Annotated in this window: 11 protein-coding genes; 6 read left to right on the plus strand and 5 right to left on the minus strand. The window is 45.6% G+C overall.

Features of this window, described 5'->3' with window-relative positions:
- Window positions 1–62: 62 nt before the first annotated feature.
- Together purR and torD are read right to left on the minus strand one after the other, a co-directional pair.
- Window positions 63–1,067 (minus strand): HTH-type transcriptional repressor PurR, encoded by a 1,005-nt coding sequence (gene purR / locus AB4493_RS05950; protein ID WP_372154660.1) that lies wholly within the window; start codon window positions 1,065–1,067, stop codon window positions 63–65.
- Between the two features lie 317 nt (window positions 1,068–1,384).
- Window positions 1,385–2,032 carry a molecular chaperone TorD gene (gene torD, locus AB4493_RS05955; protein ID WP_017093386.1) on the minus strand — a complete coding sequence of 216 codons (648 nt, stop codon included), beginning with the start codon at window positions 2,030–2,032 and terminating at the stop codon, window positions 1,385–1,387.
- Window positions 2,033–2,317: 285 nt separating this feature from the next.
- Between torD and torR the strand changes: the two genes are divergently transcribed.
- The gene (torR, locus tag AB4493_RS05960) at window positions 2,318–3,031 is read left to right on the plus strand and encodes a two-component system response regulator TorR (protein WP_017067841.1); all 714 of its coding nucleotides are present in this window, start codon (window positions 2,318–2,320) and stop codon (window positions 3,029–3,031) included.
- Window positions 3,032–3,197: 166 nt separating this feature from the next.
- Here the strand turns inward: torR and elyC are convergent, their stop codons facing one another.
- On the minus strand, window positions 3,198–4,049 hold the full coding sequence (elyC, locus tag AB4493_RS05965; protein ID WP_102332487.1) for an envelope biogenesis factor ElyC: 852 nt from the start codon (window positions 4,047–4,049) through the stop codon (window positions 3,198–3,200).
- 115 nt (window positions 4,050–4,164) lie between these two features.
- On the opposite strand from elyC, the gene cmoM reads away from it, so the two are divergent.
- The 5 genes from cmoM to fdhF all read left to right on the plus strand — a co-directional run bounded on the left by cmoM (window position 4,165) and on the right by fdhF (window position 16,220).
- Entirely contained in the window at window positions 4,165–4,950 is a 786-nt protein-coding gene (gene cmoM, locus AB4493_RS05970; protein ID WP_017063509.1) for a tRNA uridine 5-oxyacetic acid(34) methyltransferase CmoM, read from the plus strand.
- Between the two features lie 125 nt (window positions 4,951–5,075).
- Window positions 5,076–6,413, plus strand: a complete 1,338-nt coding sequence (gene mukF, locus AB4493_RS05975) for a chromosome partition protein MukF (RefSeq protein ID WP_372154661.1) — start codon at window positions 5,076–5,078, stop codon at window positions 6,411–6,413.
- Window positions 6,394–7,200, plus strand: a complete 807-nt coding sequence (mukE, locus tag AB4493_RS05980; RefSeq protein ID WP_017067527.1) for a chromosome partition protein MukE — start codon at window positions 6,394–6,396, stop codon at window positions 7,198–7,200. The genes mukF and mukE overlap by 20 nt, the downstream gene beginning before the upstream one ends.
- Window positions 7,197–11,657 (plus strand): chromosome partition protein MukB, encoded by a 4,461-nt coding sequence (mukB, locus tag AB4493_RS05985; RefSeq protein ID WP_372154662.1) that lies wholly within the window; start codon window positions 7,197–7,199, stop codon window positions 11,655–11,657. Before mukE ends, mukB begins: the two co-directional genes overlap by 4 nt.
- 333 nt (window positions 11,658–11,990) lie before the next feature.
- Complete coding sequence (fdhF, locus tag AB4493_RS05990) at window positions 11,991–16,220, plus strand: formate dehydrogenase subunit alpha (protein ID WP_372154663.1); 4,230 nt, start codon at window positions 11,991–11,993, stop codon at window positions 16,218–16,220.
- A gap of 124 nt (window positions 16,221–16,344) precedes the next feature.
- Here the strand turns inward: fdhF and AB4493_RS05995 are convergent, their stop codons facing one another.
- Both AB4493_RS05995 and AB4493_RS06000 read right to left on the minus strand, forming a co-directional pair.
- On the minus strand, window positions 16,345–17,325 hold the full coding sequence (locus AB4493_RS05995) for an alpha-L-glutamate ligase-like protein (protein ID WP_029235462.1): 981 nt from the start codon (window positions 17,323–17,325) through the stop codon (window positions 16,345–16,347).
- A gap of 3 nt (window positions 17,326–17,328) precedes the next feature.
- Window positions 17,329–18,834: an inactive transglutaminase family protein gene (locus AB4493_RS06000; RefSeq protein WP_029235905.1), complete on the minus strand. Its 1,506-nt coding sequence runs from the start codon at window positions 18,832–18,834 to the stop codon at window positions 17,329–17,331.
- Between the last annotated feature and the right edge of the window lie 3 nt (window positions 18,835–18,837).

Raw genomic sequence — 18,837 nt, forward strand, 5'->3', positions numbered from 1 at the left:
CGATGAACCAAAAAAAAGCGCACCTAAAGGTGCGCTTAATTATATTAAACTGAATTTATCAATTAATTTAACGTTTTAACTGTGCTTCGCTCAACAATTTCAGGATGCATTTCGAACACACGCTTTTCATGGTCTTTATCTTTAATGCGTTCTAACAAAATTTCGAAAGCATTCTTACCAACACGACGTTTGGGTTGGTGAACCGTTGTTAACGGCGGAGAGAAGTATTCAGCCAACTCGATGTTGTCATAGCCGATCACTGAAATATCTTCAGGGATACGAATTCCTTTCTCTTGCAGTCTGCTCATTAGGCCGAGTGCCATCGTGTCGTTAAAACAGAATACTGCCGTTGGGCGATCTACCATCTTAATGATTTTCTCTGCAGCAAGAACCGCAGTATCACACTCGAAGTTACCTTCAATGATCATGTTATCATCGGCAGCAATCTTAGCTTCGTTGAGTGCGCGTTTGTAACCCGCGATGCGTTCAACACATGCCGCTTTGTCTAAGTGGCCACTTAAACATGCAATCTTAGAGTGACCGCGTTCAATAAGGTATTTGGTCGCTAGGTAGCCACCTTCTTCTGAGTTATCGATGATCTTATCAGCCTGAGAGCTCTCAGGGCCCCAATCCATAATCACTTTAGGGATGTCAGCGTGACGATCTAACATGCCTCTCAGTTCTTCAGTTAGGTCAGAACACATAACTAAGATGCCATCTACACGTTTCTCTGCAAGCATTCGAATGTAGTCACGTTGCTTCTCATAGATACCGCCCGTATTACACAGGATCAAAGTGTAACCTTGACGGTAGCAGTAGCTTTCAACACCATCGATAACTTCAGAGAAGAATAGGTTAGTTGATTGAGTAACTAGCATGCCGATAGTGCGGGTTGTATTGCACTTCAAACTACGAGCAACGGCACTTGGTGCATAGTTCAGTTCGTCTACGGCTTTATTTACTTTTTCTTGCGTCGCTTCTGCAACAAAGCGAGTTTTGTTGATTACGTGAGAAACGGTTGTTGTTGATACGCCTGCTAAGCGAGCGACATCTTTTATAGTGGCCATGGTTTTATCCTATTAGAAGCTACTTTCCCAAAGTACGGAATGAAGTAGCCGTTAAGCTACCTAACTAAGAGCTTAAATTTGTAGGGCTCTTTGGGTACTAAAGTGCTAAAAAACAAAAAACCGCTATTGAGCGGCTTGTCTTAACACCGAAATGCTCTGAACTTTAAGTAAGCATAGCATTTCGTGAATGTTTCATATTTTATCGTTTGCGGTCACAATTTTAGACTGACTAGAAATTACTCGCAATAAAATTCACCCGGAAATCCGGGTGAATTGTCACATTCTTCTGAATTTATTTAACGAGTCATCCAATAAGCTTATTCACCAGCGAGGTATTGGGTGTCCAATTTGCAGAATGCAAGTAGCAGAGATGAGACACTAGCGTAGAAACCGAATTCGTCAACGTCATGACATTTAACGTTGAACTTTGGTACCCAAGTAAGAAGTTGTTGCTCGATAAATTGCTGTTGAACAATGAACGATTTTTCTAGCTCTTCTTCAAGTTCCGTTTCATTAGAACGGATGATCAAGTTGCCAAGGAAGTCGAGTTCGATAGCGATGTGGTCAGCTGGTTCTTTTAGGTCTTGGTTCACCACTAAGTTGTGCTTAGCCATGATCTCTTCCATATCTTTTGCTGGCTTATCATTCAAAAGGCCAGTCTCACCGATATACATAGAAGCGTAAGGAAGTGCGCCATGCTTATCTGTTTTTAAGAATAAGTCACAGAAGTCAGCAGACAATTCTAGTTGAGCATCTTCACGCGTTTGTAGGCGGTTTAGCGCATCCACTAGGCTATCGATCGCTGGCTTTAGTGTTTCATTTTCGCCTAAACCAGTTAGGAAAGAACGAATTTCAACAGAGTGGTAGTGATCGAGTTCTTCTTGAGTGAGCTCTTTAGCGAATAAGCTTGATAGCCACCAGTATATTTCTGCTCTTTGCTCGTTGAACGCTTTCGTATCTTTCATTTCTTAGATCCTGATTTAGTCTTGTGGTGTTACTTATATACATCTTGAAGTCACTAGTGCATAAGCACACCAAGGCTGAATAACAAGGTTATTTGCGAAAGGCAAAGTTACTCGTTAGTAGTAATGCCTATATTGAATTGCGATGGACGATAAATAGCAAGGTTTAAGATTGTCTTGTATCAAAAAAGATCCATGTTTCTGGCTTTTATCTTGTGTACCACTAGAATTGTTACGAGTTATGAATAGAATAGTCACTGAAACTATTAAATAAGAAAAGTGGTGTAGATGAGCTATCACGTATTAGTCGTAGAAGATGATGTGGTAACCCGCAGTAAACTGGTCGGATACTTCCAGAACGAAGGTTACACAGTAAGCGAAGCAGAAAGCGGCGCTCAAATGAGAAACGTGTTAGAAGAAAACAACGTTGACCTCATTATGCTGGACATCAACTTACCAGGCGAAGATGGATTGATGCTAACTCGCGAATTACGCAGTCAATCAGACATTGGAATTATTTTAGTTACTGGACGCACGGATAGCATCGACAAAATCGTTGGCCTTGAAATGGGCGCTGACGATTACGTTACTAAACCCTTCGAACTTCGCGAGTTATTGGTTCGAGTTAAAAACCTACTTTGGCGTATCTCTGCTGCTCGTAAAACAGCAGCGGGCGCTGTAGAAGAAACATCAGATGAGTCTGTGGTTCGTTTTGGTGAGTGGACATTTGATATCCCTCGTCGTGCGTTAAGCAAGAACGGCGAACCAGTGAAACTGACCAAAGCAGAATACGAACTGCTAGTGGCTTTGTCTTCTTACCCTAATCAAGTATTAAGCCGCGAACGTATTTTGAATATGATTAGCCACCGAGTGGACGCGCCTAATGACCGTACTATCGACGTGCTGATTCGTCGTATGCGTGCAAAAATGGAGTTCGATCCTAAGAACCCACAAATCTTTGTGACGGTTCACGGTGAAGGTTACATGTTCGCTGGTGATTGATTTCCTTCGGGAGTGATTAATTAACAACGACATTTAAACGTAAAAAGCCGAGACATCATTGATGTCTCGGCTTTTTTATTACTCAGCTTTTACTGTTAACGACCAGAGAATCTACAAATACTTGGCGACTCTGTATGCTTAAGATGAGTTTAAAGATTCAATGGGCTTATTGAGGCTGAGCCGCGGAAACTTCACCGTCATCTTCAATTAAGCTGGAAGCTTCTGGAATAACAGGCTCTTCAACAATGTCATTGCTTGTATCTAGCCAATCACGCAGGCTTTGCCAAACCAATCCCATGGTTTCGTGCCAGTAACGCTCAGTCTGCTCAAGGTATAGCGCTTTCGGCATGTACTTTTCCCACGGCTCAACTATACCTTCTTGTGCAAGGTAGTTAGTTGGTGCCGGCAGTGGTTTCATTCCAGCAGCATTGAATTCGTTCAGTGCGCGAGTCATATGGCTCGCTGAAGTCACCAACACCATTCTTTTATTCTTAACGAACGCAGCGGCTTGGCGGGCTTCTTCCCAAGTGTCTTTTGCGGTTTCAAGCAGAATGATGTCGGGCTTTGCTACGCCAAGTGCTAAAGCCACTTTAGCCATCATTCTTGCGTTACTTACTTCAGTGCCTGCGCCATAGCCAGACAAAATGAGTTTTGCACCAGGGTAGAGGCGTAGAATACGAATCCCTTCACTTAAACGCATCAGGCCGGTGCGGCTAAGTTCTGATGTCGGTGGAATTTGGTCGTCTACGACGTGACCACTTCCAAGAACCATCACGTAATCGACGGTTTCATCGACAGGTAAAAATGCGGTGTGTTGCCTTTCCATTGGCATTAAAAGTTGACTAGAAACTGGCTGGAAAGCGATTAGGAAAATACCACATAGGGCTGAGAGGGTGATTAGGCAACCAGTCTTCCTTTTGGTAGTAAACATCACTAGGGCTAAACCCAGAAAAGCGAGAATTAACATTGCTGGCAGTGGCATCAATAGCGAAGACACTACTTTTTTCAGCTCAAACATATCCGAATAGTCCGAAAAAACATCACTTAGTAGTAAAAAGAGACATCGCCTCTTTATTCCTGAAATTCCTGTGACAGAATAGCAGGCACGATAGGACATAATAACTCAAGTAGCCGTGACTGAAGACCGTAATTTCGACGATATTGCCCACAAATTTGCAAAAAATATTTACGGCTCTGACAAAGGAGAGATCCGTCAGATCATCGTATGGGAAGATTTAGAACAAGCTTTGAGCAAGTTTGAGCAATCAGCTTCGCCGCTGCATGTGCTTGATGCTGGAGGCGGCCTTGCGCAGATGTCGCAAAAAATTGCGTCGCTTGGGCATAACGTTTCTCTGTGTGATCTCTCTTCTGAAATGCTGAAGCTCGCCGAAGAAAGTATCAGCGAAGCGGGTTTGCTAGAGCAATATCGATTTATTCATTCACCGGTACAAAAAGTCGCAGAACATCTCGATGAGAAAGTCGATTTTGTGATGTTTCATGCCGTAATGGAATGGTTAGCCGATCCTAAAGAGGCGCTTGATTTATTGCTTGAACAAGTTAAGCCAGGTGGTGTTGCCTCGATAATGTTTTACAACCACCACGGATTAGTCCTGAAAAATGTGATTTGTGGCAACATTCCTCATGTATTGAATGGGATGCCACATCGAAAACGGTTTAAGCTGCAACCACAAAAAGGCTTGAAGCCGGAAGAGGTTTATCAATGGATAGAAGACGCTGGTCTAGAAATCTGTGGTAAATCAGGCATTCGCTCTTTCAGTGACTACATAGGTAATATGGAGTACATGGGCGATTACCAATTTGAAGATGTATTGGAACTGGAAAAACAGCTATGTCGCCAAGAGCCATATCTGTCACTAGGCCGTTATATTCACGTTTGGGCTCAAAAACCTGCGCAATAACAGCGGTGAATGTGGTAAAAGAAGCCACAACATGCGCTATGCAATCGTAAGAAGCCCGCGTCATAAAGAAATAGGCGTCATATCTAATACATTCGATATGACGAAGAACAGTAACAGGAACCACAATGAGTGAAATGACTCAAACTGCCGAAGAGCAGCCAATTGATGAGTTGGTGGGCTGGGTCAAGCAGCATGATTTTTCATTAAACTTGCCACCAGAGCGCTTAGCATTTTTGATTGCTATCGCAGTACTAAGCAATGAAAGGTTCGATGAAGAGTTGGGCGAGGGTGAACTGCACGATGCATTTACCATCGTCACTCGACTGTTTGAAGATACTGGCGAAGCGTCCGCGTTTCGTGCCAACAATGCCATCAACGAGTTAGTTAAACAGAAGTTGATTAGCCGCTTTACCAGCGAAATCACCGATGGTGCGAGTATTTATCGCTTATCACCATTGGCGATTGGTATTTCAGATTATTACTTACGCCACCGTCAGTTCTCTAAGTTAAAACTGTCTATCCAGCTTTCTATGGTTGCGGACGAGATGGCAAAAGCCATTGAAGCAGCACAAAAAGGCGGAACTCCAGGACATTGGAGAAAGAATGTTTACGGCGTGCTCAAGTACTCTGTTGGTGAAATTTTCGATCAGATTGATCTTAACCAACGTGTTATGGATGAGCAGCAGCAAACCGTTAAACAGCAAATTGCCGACCTTTTAAACAAGGATTGGCGAGAGGCGATTAACAACTGTGAAACCTTGCTTTCAGAAACCTCGTCCACACTAAAAGAATTGCAAGACACCTTGCAAGCGGCGGGGGATGAACTGCAAACACAGATCCTCGATATTCAAGAAATTGTTTACGGTGACGATGAACTCGAGTTCGTTGGCGAAACCCTGTTCGGCTTGCAGATGAAGCTAGACCGAATCACCAGTTGGGGCCAACAAGCCATCGATTTATGGATCGGCTACGACCGCCATGTTCACAAGTTCATCCGTACCGCGATTGATATGGATAAAAACCGCGCCTTTAGCCAGCGCTTGCGTCAGTCAGTCACTGACTACTTTGATGCGCCTTGGTTATTGACCTACGCCGATGCTGAGAAGCTGACGGATCTTCGTGATGAAGCGCTCGTGCTTCGTGATGACGAAGTGATGGGACAAGCACCAATCGACGTAGAGTACGAAGAATTTGAGCAAGTAAATGACATGCTTTCAGATCGAATTGCAGAGATGTTAAAAGCTCACAAACAGCAAGGCGCGCCAATTGATCTTGGCCTTGTGTTACGCGATTACCTCGCTGCACACCCTCGCACACACCATTTTGATTTAGCCAGAATTGTTGTCGACCAAGCCGTGCGCTTAGGTTACTCAGAGTCTGACTATCAGGCTATTCAGCCAGATTGGCAGGCAATTAACGATTTCGGTGCAAAGGTACAAGCAAATGTCATTAACAAGTACTGATGATTACATGCCAGAGAAACTGGTAAAAGCGATAGCGAACCCACTGTTCCCTGCGCTAGATAGCATGCTGCGTTCAGGTAAGCATGTTTCAACAGAAGACCTAGATAACCACGCGTTGCTGTCTGATTTTGAAGTTGAGCTTCAGCATTTCTATCAACGCTACAATACGGAATTGGTAAAAGCGCCGGAAGGTTTCTATTACCTGCGTCCGCGTTCTACGTCTCTGATTGGTCGTAGTGTGTTGTCTGAGCTCGACATGTTGGTTGGAAAGGTGTTGTGTTTCTTATACCTAAGCCCAGAACGTCTTGCTCATGAAGGTATCTTCACCAACCAAGAACTGTTTGATGAGTTGATGTCGTTAGCGGATGAGAAAAAACTCATGAAGCTAGCAACCAACCGTGCGTCTGGTTCTGACCTAGATAAAGAAAAGCTGTTCGAAAAAGTACGTACTTCTCTACGTCGCTTACGCCGTATCGGTATGTTGATTGCGATTGGTGAAACCGGCAAGTTCCGTATCAGCGAAGCGGTATTCCGTTTTGGCGCTGACGTTCGTGTTGGCGATGATATGAAAGAAGCGCAGTTACGTCTTATCCGTGATGGTGAAGCTGTGGTGCATACCCAAGAGCCTAACCAAGGTAGCTTGTTGAATGAAGAACAAGCGGAAGCCACATCAGAAGTAGATGCAGACGTAGACGAAAACGGTCAACAAGACATTTTTAACGATCAAGCTGACTTTGACCTTGAGTCAAATGCTGGCGAACAAACAAAAGTAGAAGGTGAAGCATGATTGAAAGAGGTAAGTATCAATCATTAACCATGGTCAACTGGAACGGCTTCTTTGCGCGTACTTTTGATATTGATGGATTGGTTACAACGCTTTCTGGCGGTAACGGTGCGGGTAAGTCGACCACAATGGCGGCATTCATCACAGCACTGATCCCTGACCAAAGCCTTCTGCATTTCCGTAACACAACGGAAGCGGGTAGCTCACAGTCATCTCGTGATAAAGGCCTTTACGGTAAGCTTCAGCCAGGCGCATGTTATGCCGCACTAGATGTTGTGAACTCTCGTAATCAGCGTCTATTGTTTGCAGTAAAACTGCAGCAAGTCGCGGGTCGTGATAAGAAAGTCGACATTAAACCGTTCGTTATCCAAGGCCTTCCAAGCCATGTGAAACCAACGGATGTGTTGATTCAGAACGTTTCAGACAGCCACGCTCGCGTATGTCAGTTGAACGACGTGAAAGCGGCGGTTGCACAATACGAAGGCGCGCACTTTAAAGCGTTTTCTTCGATTGTTGATTACCACTCACAGATGTTTGAATACGGTGTAGTACCGAAGAAATTGCGTAACAGCAGCGACCGTTCTAAGTTCTACCGCTTAATTGAAGCATCACTTTACGGTGGTATTTCTAGTGCGATTACGCGTTCTCTGCGTGATTACCTTCTACCGCAAAATGGTGGCGTGAAGAAAGCATTCCAAGACATGGAATCAGCACTACGCGAAAACCGCATGACGCTAGAAGCGATCAAAACGACTCAGTCGGATCGTGACTTGTTCAAGCACTTGATCACTGAATCTACGAACTACGTGGCAGCAGATTACATGCGCCATGCCAACGATCGTCGCAACAAGCTTGATCAAACTATGAAGTTCCGTGGTGAACTGTTTGGTTCTCGCGAAACCTTGCTTGATCAAAACAACTTGTTGAACCGCGTTCAAGAAGAGCTTGAGCTGTTGGTCGATCAAGAATCGGCACTAGAGCAAGATTATCAAGCGGCTTCGGATCATCTTCAATTGGTTCAAACTGCACTTCGTCAGCAAGAGAAAATTGCTCGCTACAGTGAAGATCTAGAAGAGCTTAATGAGCGTCTAGAAGAACAGATGATGGTAGTTGAAGAAGCTCAAGAGCGAGTACTTCTTGCTGAAGAGCAGGCAACCATCACTGAAGAAGAAGTGGATAGCCTGAAAACTCAGCTTGCTGACTACCAACAAGCATTGGATGTTCAGCAGACTCGTGCACTTCAATACCAGCAAGCGGTTCAAGCATTAGAGAAAACTAAGCAGCTACTTGGTGATGAGTCTATTACGGCAGAAAGCGCACTAACTCTGGTTTCTGAGCTAAAAGCACAAGAAGAATCAAGCACTCAAACGCTGCTGTCTACTAAACATAAACTAGACATGTCTTCTGCTGCTTCTGCGCAGTTCGACAAAGCGCTCGCTCTTGTTAAAAGTATTGTGGGTGACGTTGAGCGTAAAGAAGCGTCTCAAAGCGCTAAGCAAGCTTTAGAAAAAGGCCGTAACGCAAAACACGTTGTTGAAAATGAACAGCAGTGGCGTGCTCAGCACCGCGATATGGCTCGTGATGTGGCTCAGCAGCGTCAAGCAAAAGAGCTTGCGACTGAATACCAAAAGCAACACAACATCTCACTGACTGACGAAGCGGTTTTCGATGAAGAACGTGAACGTCATGCTATGCAGATCGAGTCTCTTGAGTACGCTCAAGAAGAGCTGCGTGAAGCGAAGAGTGAGCAACGTCGTGTACAACAAAACCACGATCAAGAGATTCAAAAACTTGAGTCTATTGCTCCAGCATGGATCACGGCAAACGATGCGCTTGAAGCATTAAGAGATCAAACCGACGCTGAGCTAGAAGATAGCCAAGCGGTGATGACTCAAATGCAACAAGTGCTTGAAGATGAGAAATCTCAAGCGGTAGCAAAAGATCAGTTGGCTACGCGCCGAGCTGAACTTGAGCACGAAATTGAGCGTTTAGCGTCTCCAGGTGGTTCTAACGATCCTCGCCTCAAAGGCCTAGCGGATACGCTTGGTGGCGTGCTGCTTTCTGAGATCTACGATGATATCACTATTGGTGATGCGCCGTACTTCAGTGCGATGTACGGCCCGGCTCGTCACGCAATTGTGGTTTCTGATCTTGATGGTATTAAAGAGAAGCTGGTGGATCTTGATGATTGTCCAGAAGACCTTTACATCCTAGAAGGCGATGTCGACGCGTTTGATGACAGTTCATTCAATGCCGATGAGCTTGAAGGCGCAGTGTGTGTTCAGCTGAACGATCGCCAAATGCGTTACTCTCGTTTCCCTGAGATCCCACTGTTTGGCCGTGCGGCTCGTGAACAACGCCTAGAGAAACTGCGCGAAGAGCGTGACGTTGTGGTTGAAAACCACGCGAAGGCAGCGTTTGACTCTCAAAAACTGAATCGCCTATACCAAGCATTCAACAGCTTTGTTGCGAAGCACCTGCACGTTGCGTTTAACGCAGACCCAGAGCAAGCACTTGCTGCGATTCGTGATAAGCGTAATCAAATTGTTCGTTCTCTGGCTGAGCTTAACTCTAAAGAGCAGCAGCAACGCAGTCAGCTTCTACAAAGCAAGCAGGCACTTGGTGCGCTAGATAAATTAGCACCAATGGTTCGTATTTTAGAAGACGAAACATTGGCTGAGCGTTTAGCTGAATTAGAAGCGCAACTAGAGCGTTTAAGTGAAGCGAAATCTTACTTGAAGACGCACGGCAAGGCGCTTACTTCTCTAGAACAGTTCGTATCTGCACTAGACGCTGACCCAGAGCAATTCGAAGCTTTGGAAGCAGAGTACCGTCAAGCAGACAACGCGCTACAAACGCTAAAAGGCAAAGTGTTCGCACTGTCTGATCTGATTGAGCGTCGTCATTACTTTGCTTACGCGGATTCTGTTGATTTGCTTAATAAGAGCAGTGAACTGAGCGAGCAACTGAAAGCGAAGTTGGTTCAAGCTGAACAAGCAAGAACCAAAGGCCGCGATGGCTTGAAGCAAGCTCGCGAACAGATGAACCAATACAACCAAGTATTGGCGGCACTGAAGAGCTCACATCAAGCGAAGCAAGAAACGGTTCAAGAGTTCAAACAAGAGCTACAAGAGTTCGGCGTAAACGCTGACGAAGGCGCTGAAGAGCGTGCTGTACGTCGTCGTGACGAGCTTCAAGAGCGTCTGCACACATCTCGCAGCCGTAAGAGTGAATACGAGCGTACGATTACGTCAACTGAACTTGAGATGAAAGCACTGGCTAAGCGTCTTAAGAAAGTTCAAAAAGAGTACACCGAGCTTCGTACTTTCGTTGTTGCAGCAAAAGCAGGCTGGTGTTCAGTACTTCGCTTAGCTCGTGAAAATGATGTTGAACGTCGTCTTCATAAGCGTGAACTGGCTTACCTAACGGCGGGCGAGCTTCGTTCTATGTCGGATAAATCACTGGGTGCTTTACGTCTAGCTGTAGCTGACAATGACGACCTACGTGATTCGCTGCGTCTATCTGAAGACAACGCACATCCAGAGCGTAAGGTTCTGTTCTACATTGCGGTTTATCAACACCTTCGCGAGCGTATTCGCCAAGACATCATTCATACGGATGATCCGGTTGAAGCAATCGAAGAGATGGAAGTTGAGCTCGCTCGATTAACAGAAGAACTGACGCAGCGTGAAAACCGCTTGGCGATCAGCTCTGAGTCGGTAGCAAGCATCATCAAGAAAACGATTCAGCGCGAGCAGAACCGTATTCGAATGCTGAACCAAGGGCTGTCGAACATCTACTTTGGTCAGGTTAAGGGCGTACGTCTGAACGTTAAGATTCGTGAAAGCCACGAGATCTTGCTATCAGGGCTAGCGACTCAGCAAGAGCAACACAAAGACTTGTTTGAATCAACACGCTTTACCTTCTCAGAAGCGATGGCGAAGTTGTTCCAACGTGTTAACCCACATATCGATATGGGTCAACGTTCTCCACAAGTTCTAGGTGAAGAGCTACTGGATTACCGCAACTACCTAGAATTAAGTGTTGAAGTTAACCGTGGTTCAGACGGTTGGTTACAAGCGGAATCGGGCGCACTGTCTACGGGTGAAGCGATCGGTACGGGTCAGTCTATCCTACTGATGGTTGTTCAGAGCTGGGAAGAAGAGTCTCGTCGACTTCGTAGCAAAGACATCGTTCCATGTCGTTTGTTGTTCCTTGATGAAGCAGCTCGTCTGGATGCGAAATCTATCTCTACCTTGTTCGAACTGTGTGACCGTTTAGGTATGCAACTTTTGATTGCAGCACCAGAGAACATTAGCCCTGAGAAAGGCACAACCTACAAACTGGTTCGTAAGGTCTTTAAAGATCACGAGCACGTACATGTTGTTGGCCTGCGCGGTTTTGCTCAAAACAAACCGGCATCCCCAGTTCAAGAGCTTATTGAAGAAGCTGAGCAATAACCTTGATAGCCGAGCAATAAGCTTGATAACTGAGTTATAAGCTCGAAAGCGACTCAATGATATTTGTACAAAGCCCCTAATCAATAGGGGCTTTTTTGTATCTTGAATCTAATTTCCTCAACTGAACTCCTCTCGCCTAATTCTTTTATCGATACTGATAAGACCACTCATACCTTGTGGTTATTATCAATGGAACTTGTTTGAGGTCACACGCACAAAACCACAAATAATATATGGTAATGACATAGATTTAATAATATTAATAATATTGTATTACTTAAATTTTAATTATTGATAACTCGCGTGTGCGAAAGGTAAAGGTAGGACTTAGGTATGATTCAAATCGTGATTGATGGGAAATATCGAATCGTCGAGCAAGGACAAACCGTTCTTGAAGCGGCAAAAACATGTGGTTTGGAAATCCCATCTTTATGTGGTTTGAACAAAACAGCGGATAAAGTGCCGTGTGATTTGTGTGTCGTTGAAGTTGATGGCGTTGGTGTTACTCGCTCTTGTGAGCTTGAAGTGTCTAATGGGCTGAATATTACCACTCAGTCAAAACAGTTAACGAATCATCGACAAGAAGCGTTGAATCGCATTATGACCGATCACTACGCTGACTGTGAGGCGCCATGCCAAACAGCCTGTCCTGCTGGGGTCGACATCCAATCTTACCTGCACCATATTGCTCAAAATGATCACATCAAAGCGATTGAAGTGATCAAAAAGACATTACCAATGCCGCTTTCAATTGGTCGTGTGTGTCCTGCTTTCTGTGAAACCGAATGTCGTCGTAACTTGGTTGATGAATCCATTGCGATTCGCCAACTCAAACGACACGCTGCCGACGCGGATTTAGCGACTCAAGAGAGCTACATGCCAGCTAAGAAACCGAATAAAGGCAAGAGTATTGCAATTGTCGGTAGTGGCCCCGGTGGGCTTACGGCGGGTTATTACCTATCTAACGAAGGCTATGATGTCAGTGTCTATGAGTCGATGCCGCAAGCGGGTGGTTGGCTGCGTTACGGTATCCCTGAATATCGCTTACCTAAGTCGATTCTAGATAAAGAAATCGAGTTGATGTGTCGCAACGGAATGGTGGTTGAGTGCGGTAAAAAACTCGGTGTTGATTTTACACTGTCTGATTTAAGTAACGATTTTGATGCGGTTTGTTTAGCCGTTGGTGCATCGCAAGCGGTCGAGATGAATTACCCGGGTAGCGAACTCGGAGGTTGTTATTTGGGTGTCGATTATCTGAAAGATTACGTGACCGATCAGCAGTACGTCACTGGTAAAAAGGTTGCCGTGATCGGTGGCGGTAATACAGCGATTGACTGTGCTCGAACCGCAGTTCGTGATGGCGCGGATACTACGCTGATTTATCGTCGTACTCGAGATGAGATGCCAGCAGAAGATTACGAAATCGAAGAAGCTGAACATGAGGGTGTGAAGTTCCACTTCTTAACCAACCCTGCAGAAAACATAGCCGATGAAAATGGTCATGTATCAGAAATACGATTAGAACGAATGGCTTTGGGTCCTGCTGATGCTTCAGGCCGCCGCAGCCCTAAACCAACTGGCGAGTTCTTTGTTGAAGCGTTTGATACGGTTATTGCTGCCGTGTCGCAAAAGCCTGATCTGAGCTTTATGGACAATGAAGCGATTGATATTCCTCTTACTCGTTGGAATACCGCAGATGCTGATCCACAAACCATGCATACCGGAACCGGAAATATTTTCAGTATTGGTGATTTCCGACGCGGCCCTGCAACCGCAGTCGAAGCGGTGGGGGATGGGCGTATTGCTGCACAAGCGATCGATCGCTTCTTCCATGGTGATATGGACAATATTCCAGCCAAACCGTTTAACTCAAGAAAGCACAAACAGCTCAAAGCGGTGGATCCTGAGCAATACCAGTCGATACAACGCATGGCTCGTAAGATCATGCCAGAACTAACGCCCGAGCAGCGTGAACAAAGCTTTGATGAAGTAGAAACAGGGTTTGAGAATGCTGATGCAATAGCGGAAGCTGCAAGATGTCTAGAGTGTGGCTGCCAAGCCAATACCGATTGCGACCTACGAGACTACTCGACCGAATACAAAGCAACGCAAACGCATCCTGAATACAAAATCGATGTGGCTTCGAATGAGAGTTGGCAGGCGATTCGTGCTGAAGAAGCGAAGGTCGGGTTAACAAGGCAAAAATTTTCGGCCGATGACAGTTCTGAGTTCATTATCTTTGACGCCAACCGCTGTATTAGTTGTGGCCAGTGTATTCAAGCATGTCGAGAACAGAATGTTCATGGCGTTCTAAGCTTCATGAATCAATCGGATGGCAAACCTGCATCAAGACCTGAATGTCGCCCTAACTTTGGGGCAGATAAGACCTTAATGGGCGACTCAAACTGCGTTCAATGTGGATCGTGTATTCAGGTGTGTCCAACCGGTGCAATGGTGGATGCTCGCGACAGAAAGCAGGGAGACACAGACGTACTCAAGAAAGTCGATACCATCTGCACCTATTGCGGTGTCGGCTGCAAGCTAACCATGCATATCGATGAGCAGAAAAACAAAATCCGCTATATCGAAGGCGGAGACTCTCCGGTTAATGAAGGCATGTTGTGTGTTAAGGGACGATTTGGCTTCGATTTTGTGGGCAGCGATGCGCGTTTAACCACACCATTAATTCGTAAAGATGGCTGGTTGCAACCTGCAAGTTGGGATGAGGCAGTTAAGCTTATTGCCGAGAAGTTTACTGCGATTAAGCAAGGCTTTGGCAGTAACGCTTTAGCGGGGTTCTCGTCGGCGAAAACCACCAATGAAGATAACTATGCCTTCCAAAAATTCATACGTCGTGAACTCGGTACCAATAACGTCGATCACTGTGCGCGCCTTTGTCACGCATCTACTGTTACTGGTTTAGAGGCTTCGCTAGGTAGCGGGGCGATGACCAATGATATTCCAAGCATCAAGCACTCAGATGTGATCTTTATTATTGGCTCCGACACCACGTCAGCACACCCAATTATTGGCTCGCATATCAAGCAAGCTGTGAGACATGGTGGAGCGAGATTGATCGTTGCCGATCCAAAACGAATCGATATTGCTGACCATGCTGAACTTTATTTAGCGCACCGACCGGGTACTGATGTAATGTTGATCAATGGTGTGATGCAGCAAATCATCAAACACGGTTGGTACGACCAAGAGTATATCGAAGACCGTGTGGATGGCTTTGATACCTTGCTTCAAGAGGTAATGTCACCAAGTTATTCACTAGACAAAGTGGAGCTGGTAACTGGCGTTAAAGCGGAAGACATCTTCGCAATGGCGCGATTGATTGGTACTGCAGAGCGTACAGCGGTGTACTACTCGATGGGCATTACGCAACATACCACTGGTCACGATAACGTTCGATCAATCGCTAACCTACAGCTATTGTGTGGCAATATCGGAATTGAAGGCGGCGGTATCAACCCATTACGTGGTCAATCCAATGTTCAGGGTGCGTGTGACATGGGCGCATTGCCAAATAACCTTCCGGGTTATCAGAAAGTGTACAACCCAATGGTTCGTCAAAAATTCGCGATGGAGTGGGGTGTTTCTGACCTACCGGCTGAAACAGGCTTAACGTTGACCGAAATTATTGATGGAGCGTGTCATCGAGATGTTCGTGGTCTGTACGTAATGGGCGAGAACCCAGTGCTGAGTGACCCGAACCAAGCGCATGTGATTGAAGGTCTTGAAGCGTTAGATTTCCTCGTGGTTCAAGATATTTTCTTAACCGAAACCGCTCAATATGCCGATGTGGTGCTACCGTCTTGCTCGTTTGCTGAGAAGTCTGGTCATTTTACTAATACCGAGCGTCGTGTTCAGCGTATTAACCCGGCGGTATTGCCTCCAGGTGAAGCGAAAGAAGATTGGGTGATTATCCAAATGTTGGCTAATGCGATGGGCGGCAATTGGGAATATGACTCGGTTGCTGATATCACCAATGAGATAGCGCGTGTCACGCCACAGTATGGTGGTTTACGTTGGGAGAACATTACGGTGAACGGCGTGCAATGGCCAAGTAATAAGAACAACCCTGATGGCACACGTATCATGCACCAGACCCAATTTACGCGTGGGCGTGGTCAAATGGAGGCGATTCCGTTTAGATACGCTGCTGAGCTACCGGATGCGGAATACCCGTTAGTATTAACGACAGGCCGTATTCTAGAACAGTTCCACACCGGAACCATGACACGTAAAACAAAAGGGTTGGATAACTTAGCAGGGCCGCGTGCCATGGTGAGTGTTCATGATGCTGAAGCGCTAGGTATCTCGAATGGTCAGATGCTTAAGGTCTCAACACGTCGTGGTGAAATCGAAATCGCGGCCTTTGTGACTAAACGAATGCAAAAGGGTGTGGTATTTATTCCATTCCATTTTGTTGAATCACCAGTTAACCGTTTGACTACCACAGCGACTGATCCACACGCGAAGATCCCTGAATTTAAGGTGGCGGCTGTGCGTATTGATCCTATTCGTGAGCCTGAGAGTGAAGTAACAGAGGCTTAATCATATTAGCTCGGTGAAGACGGCTGGCATTAAAAAGCCGCGTAACTCTCAGAGTTATGCGGCCTTTTTATCGAGCTAGATTCAGTATCAATAACTGAGTCGTTTCGCTTTAATTTAGATGAGCTTAGTTTGGAACAATTTCGCTACCGTGAACACCAAATTGCTTAGCAGCGTAGGCAACGCGCTCTGCTGGTTTTGGGTATTCAGCCGGTGTGCCCAGGTTTTCAATATGATGCAAGCGAGGTAATAAACCTGCGCCGTTTGCAATCTGTATTGCTAATCCAGGGCGAGCGTTTAGCTCCAGTACCATCGGGCCTTCTTCTTGGTCTAAAACCATGTCCGTACCCATGTAACCAAGGCCTGTCATTTCCCAAGCACTTGATGCAAGTGTCAGCAGCTTTTCCCAATGGGGTACTTGTAGTAGCGCCAACTCTTTACCCGTATCTGGGTGGTGAGTCACTGGGTGGTCAAATTGAACCGCACGAACGGCTTTACCCGTAGCGATACAAATACCTACGCCCACAGCACCTTGGTGCAAGTTAGCTTTACCATCAGAAGCCGAAGTCGATAGACGCATCATCGCCATTACAGGGTAGCCCTTGAATACAATGATTCGTACATCTGGTACACCCTCGTAACTGAAGCCGTCAAAACACTCGTCAAACTTGATGAGGTTTTCAACTACAGCAACATCGTTCTTACCACCGAGTGAGAAAAGACCCGCGAGAGCGTTACTGATGTGGCGCTCTACGTCTTCTTCATTGATAGTCGAACCCGATGGCTTGGTGTAAACGCCGTCCTTGTGAGAAGTCACAACAAGGATACCTTTACCACCACTGCCTTGAGCTGGCTTGATTACGAAACCCGGCCACTCTTTTACCATCTTGTGGATTGTTTTTACTTCAGCTTGATGACCAATCACGCCAATCAGTTTTGGTACAGTAGCACCAGCCTGTTCAGCAATGATCTTCGTCTTAAGCTTGTCATCAACGAGTGGATACTTGGAACGATCATTGTAGCGACCAATATAACTATGGTTACGCTTGTTCATTCCCATTATGCCTTTGTCTTTCAACCTAAACGGTGAAGTAAACTGATCAAACATAACTTAGTCCTCCGCTAGCGGTTTAAAGCGACGAAGCTCGGTTAGACGGTATCCTGTGTAGTTACCTAGTAGCAAGATGGTCGCTAGAATAACAAGTTGTAAACCAATAAAGTTAAACGTTAAGTGCTGAATGAACGGGTTAGTCATGCCTAAGTAAACAAGAACCGCAGTGAATAGAGAACCACCACCTTGCAGCATTACTTCTTTCGCGCCTTCTTCTTCCCATAGGATAGACATACGTTCGATAGTCCAAGATAGGATAATCATAGGGAAGAACGTAATAGATAGACCTTCAGTCAGACCCACTTTAAACGCGACTACAGTAAACACAGAGATAATCATGATTACCGTGATGATTACGGCGGATATCCTGGCTACCAAGAGCAAGTTGAGTTTGGACAAGTAACTTCGAATAATCAGACCCGTACCTACAATAAGCAGGAAGCCAACAATACCCGTTACCAGTTGTGTTTGTACAAAGGCTACCGCAATCAGTACTGGCATGAACGTACCAGACGTTTTCAGGCCGATGATGACACGTAGGAACACAACAATCAGAGCACCGATAGGAATCAGCATGATGGTTTTAAACATCGCTTGCTCTTCTAACGGTAGGCTGTGAATTGAAAGGTTTAACAGTTGATCAGCAGAGACTTTACTATTGGTTGCTTCCGTTGGTGAAACCTCTTGAGCAATCATAGAGAAGTGAACTTTACTGTTCTGACCGCCAACAACATCCAGTAGAGAAACGTTTGATTCGTCCCAGATGAGTAGGTTTGGTTGAACTTGTTGTTCGCTTGATTCAGGAGAGAATAGAACCCACTCGTCGTTATCCCAGATCTGAATCATGTTTTGAATCGACTGACGACGACGACCATCTTCTAGCTCGATAACACCAACCACTTTGTTGTGTATTTTCGCCGCTGAAAGTAGCTTGTGTGTCGCTTCCACTTTGGTCATGTTGTTCAGAATCAGCGCTGAGTTTTGGCTGTCTGGATCATTAAGTGTTTTGATGAGCTCACGGGTAAAAGTGATATTGTCTGCAGAACGTTTCGTCGCTCTATCAATCAATGCAAGAGAAGCCGCTTCTTCAGGGCCGTCGAAGCTTGGTTGCGAGACTTCACCTTCTGGTGCGATAGCATCAACTTTTGCTTGGTTGTCGACTAGGAATTGTGTTTTGTAGTAGATGGTTTGAGGGCCATCTGCGTATCGAATAGACCACTCTGCGCGGCGACCTGATTCGGTATTCAAGTAAGAGATACCGTAACCCGGCGATGAAGCCGATTCGCCGATAAGTGTGTAGTTAGACTGAGTATGAGGAGCCGCTAAGGAAACTTTTGCTTCTTTGCCTACTGCGTTGAACTCGATGCGAGCTTCAACGTCCCAAACCTGTCTGGTTTCCCCTGGAGTCCAAGGTACACCGTAGGTCGTATGTCTGAACATACTCAGTGTTATACCTGCCACAATAAGCAGGAATATAGAGATATAAAATGGAATTCTTGACGTCATAGC

Source organism: Vibrio sp. 10N.222.55.A1, assembly GCF_041473835.1.
Lineage (GTDB): Bacteria > Pseudomonadota > Gammaproteobacteria > Enterobacterales > Vibrionaceae > Vibrio > Vibrio crassostreae_C.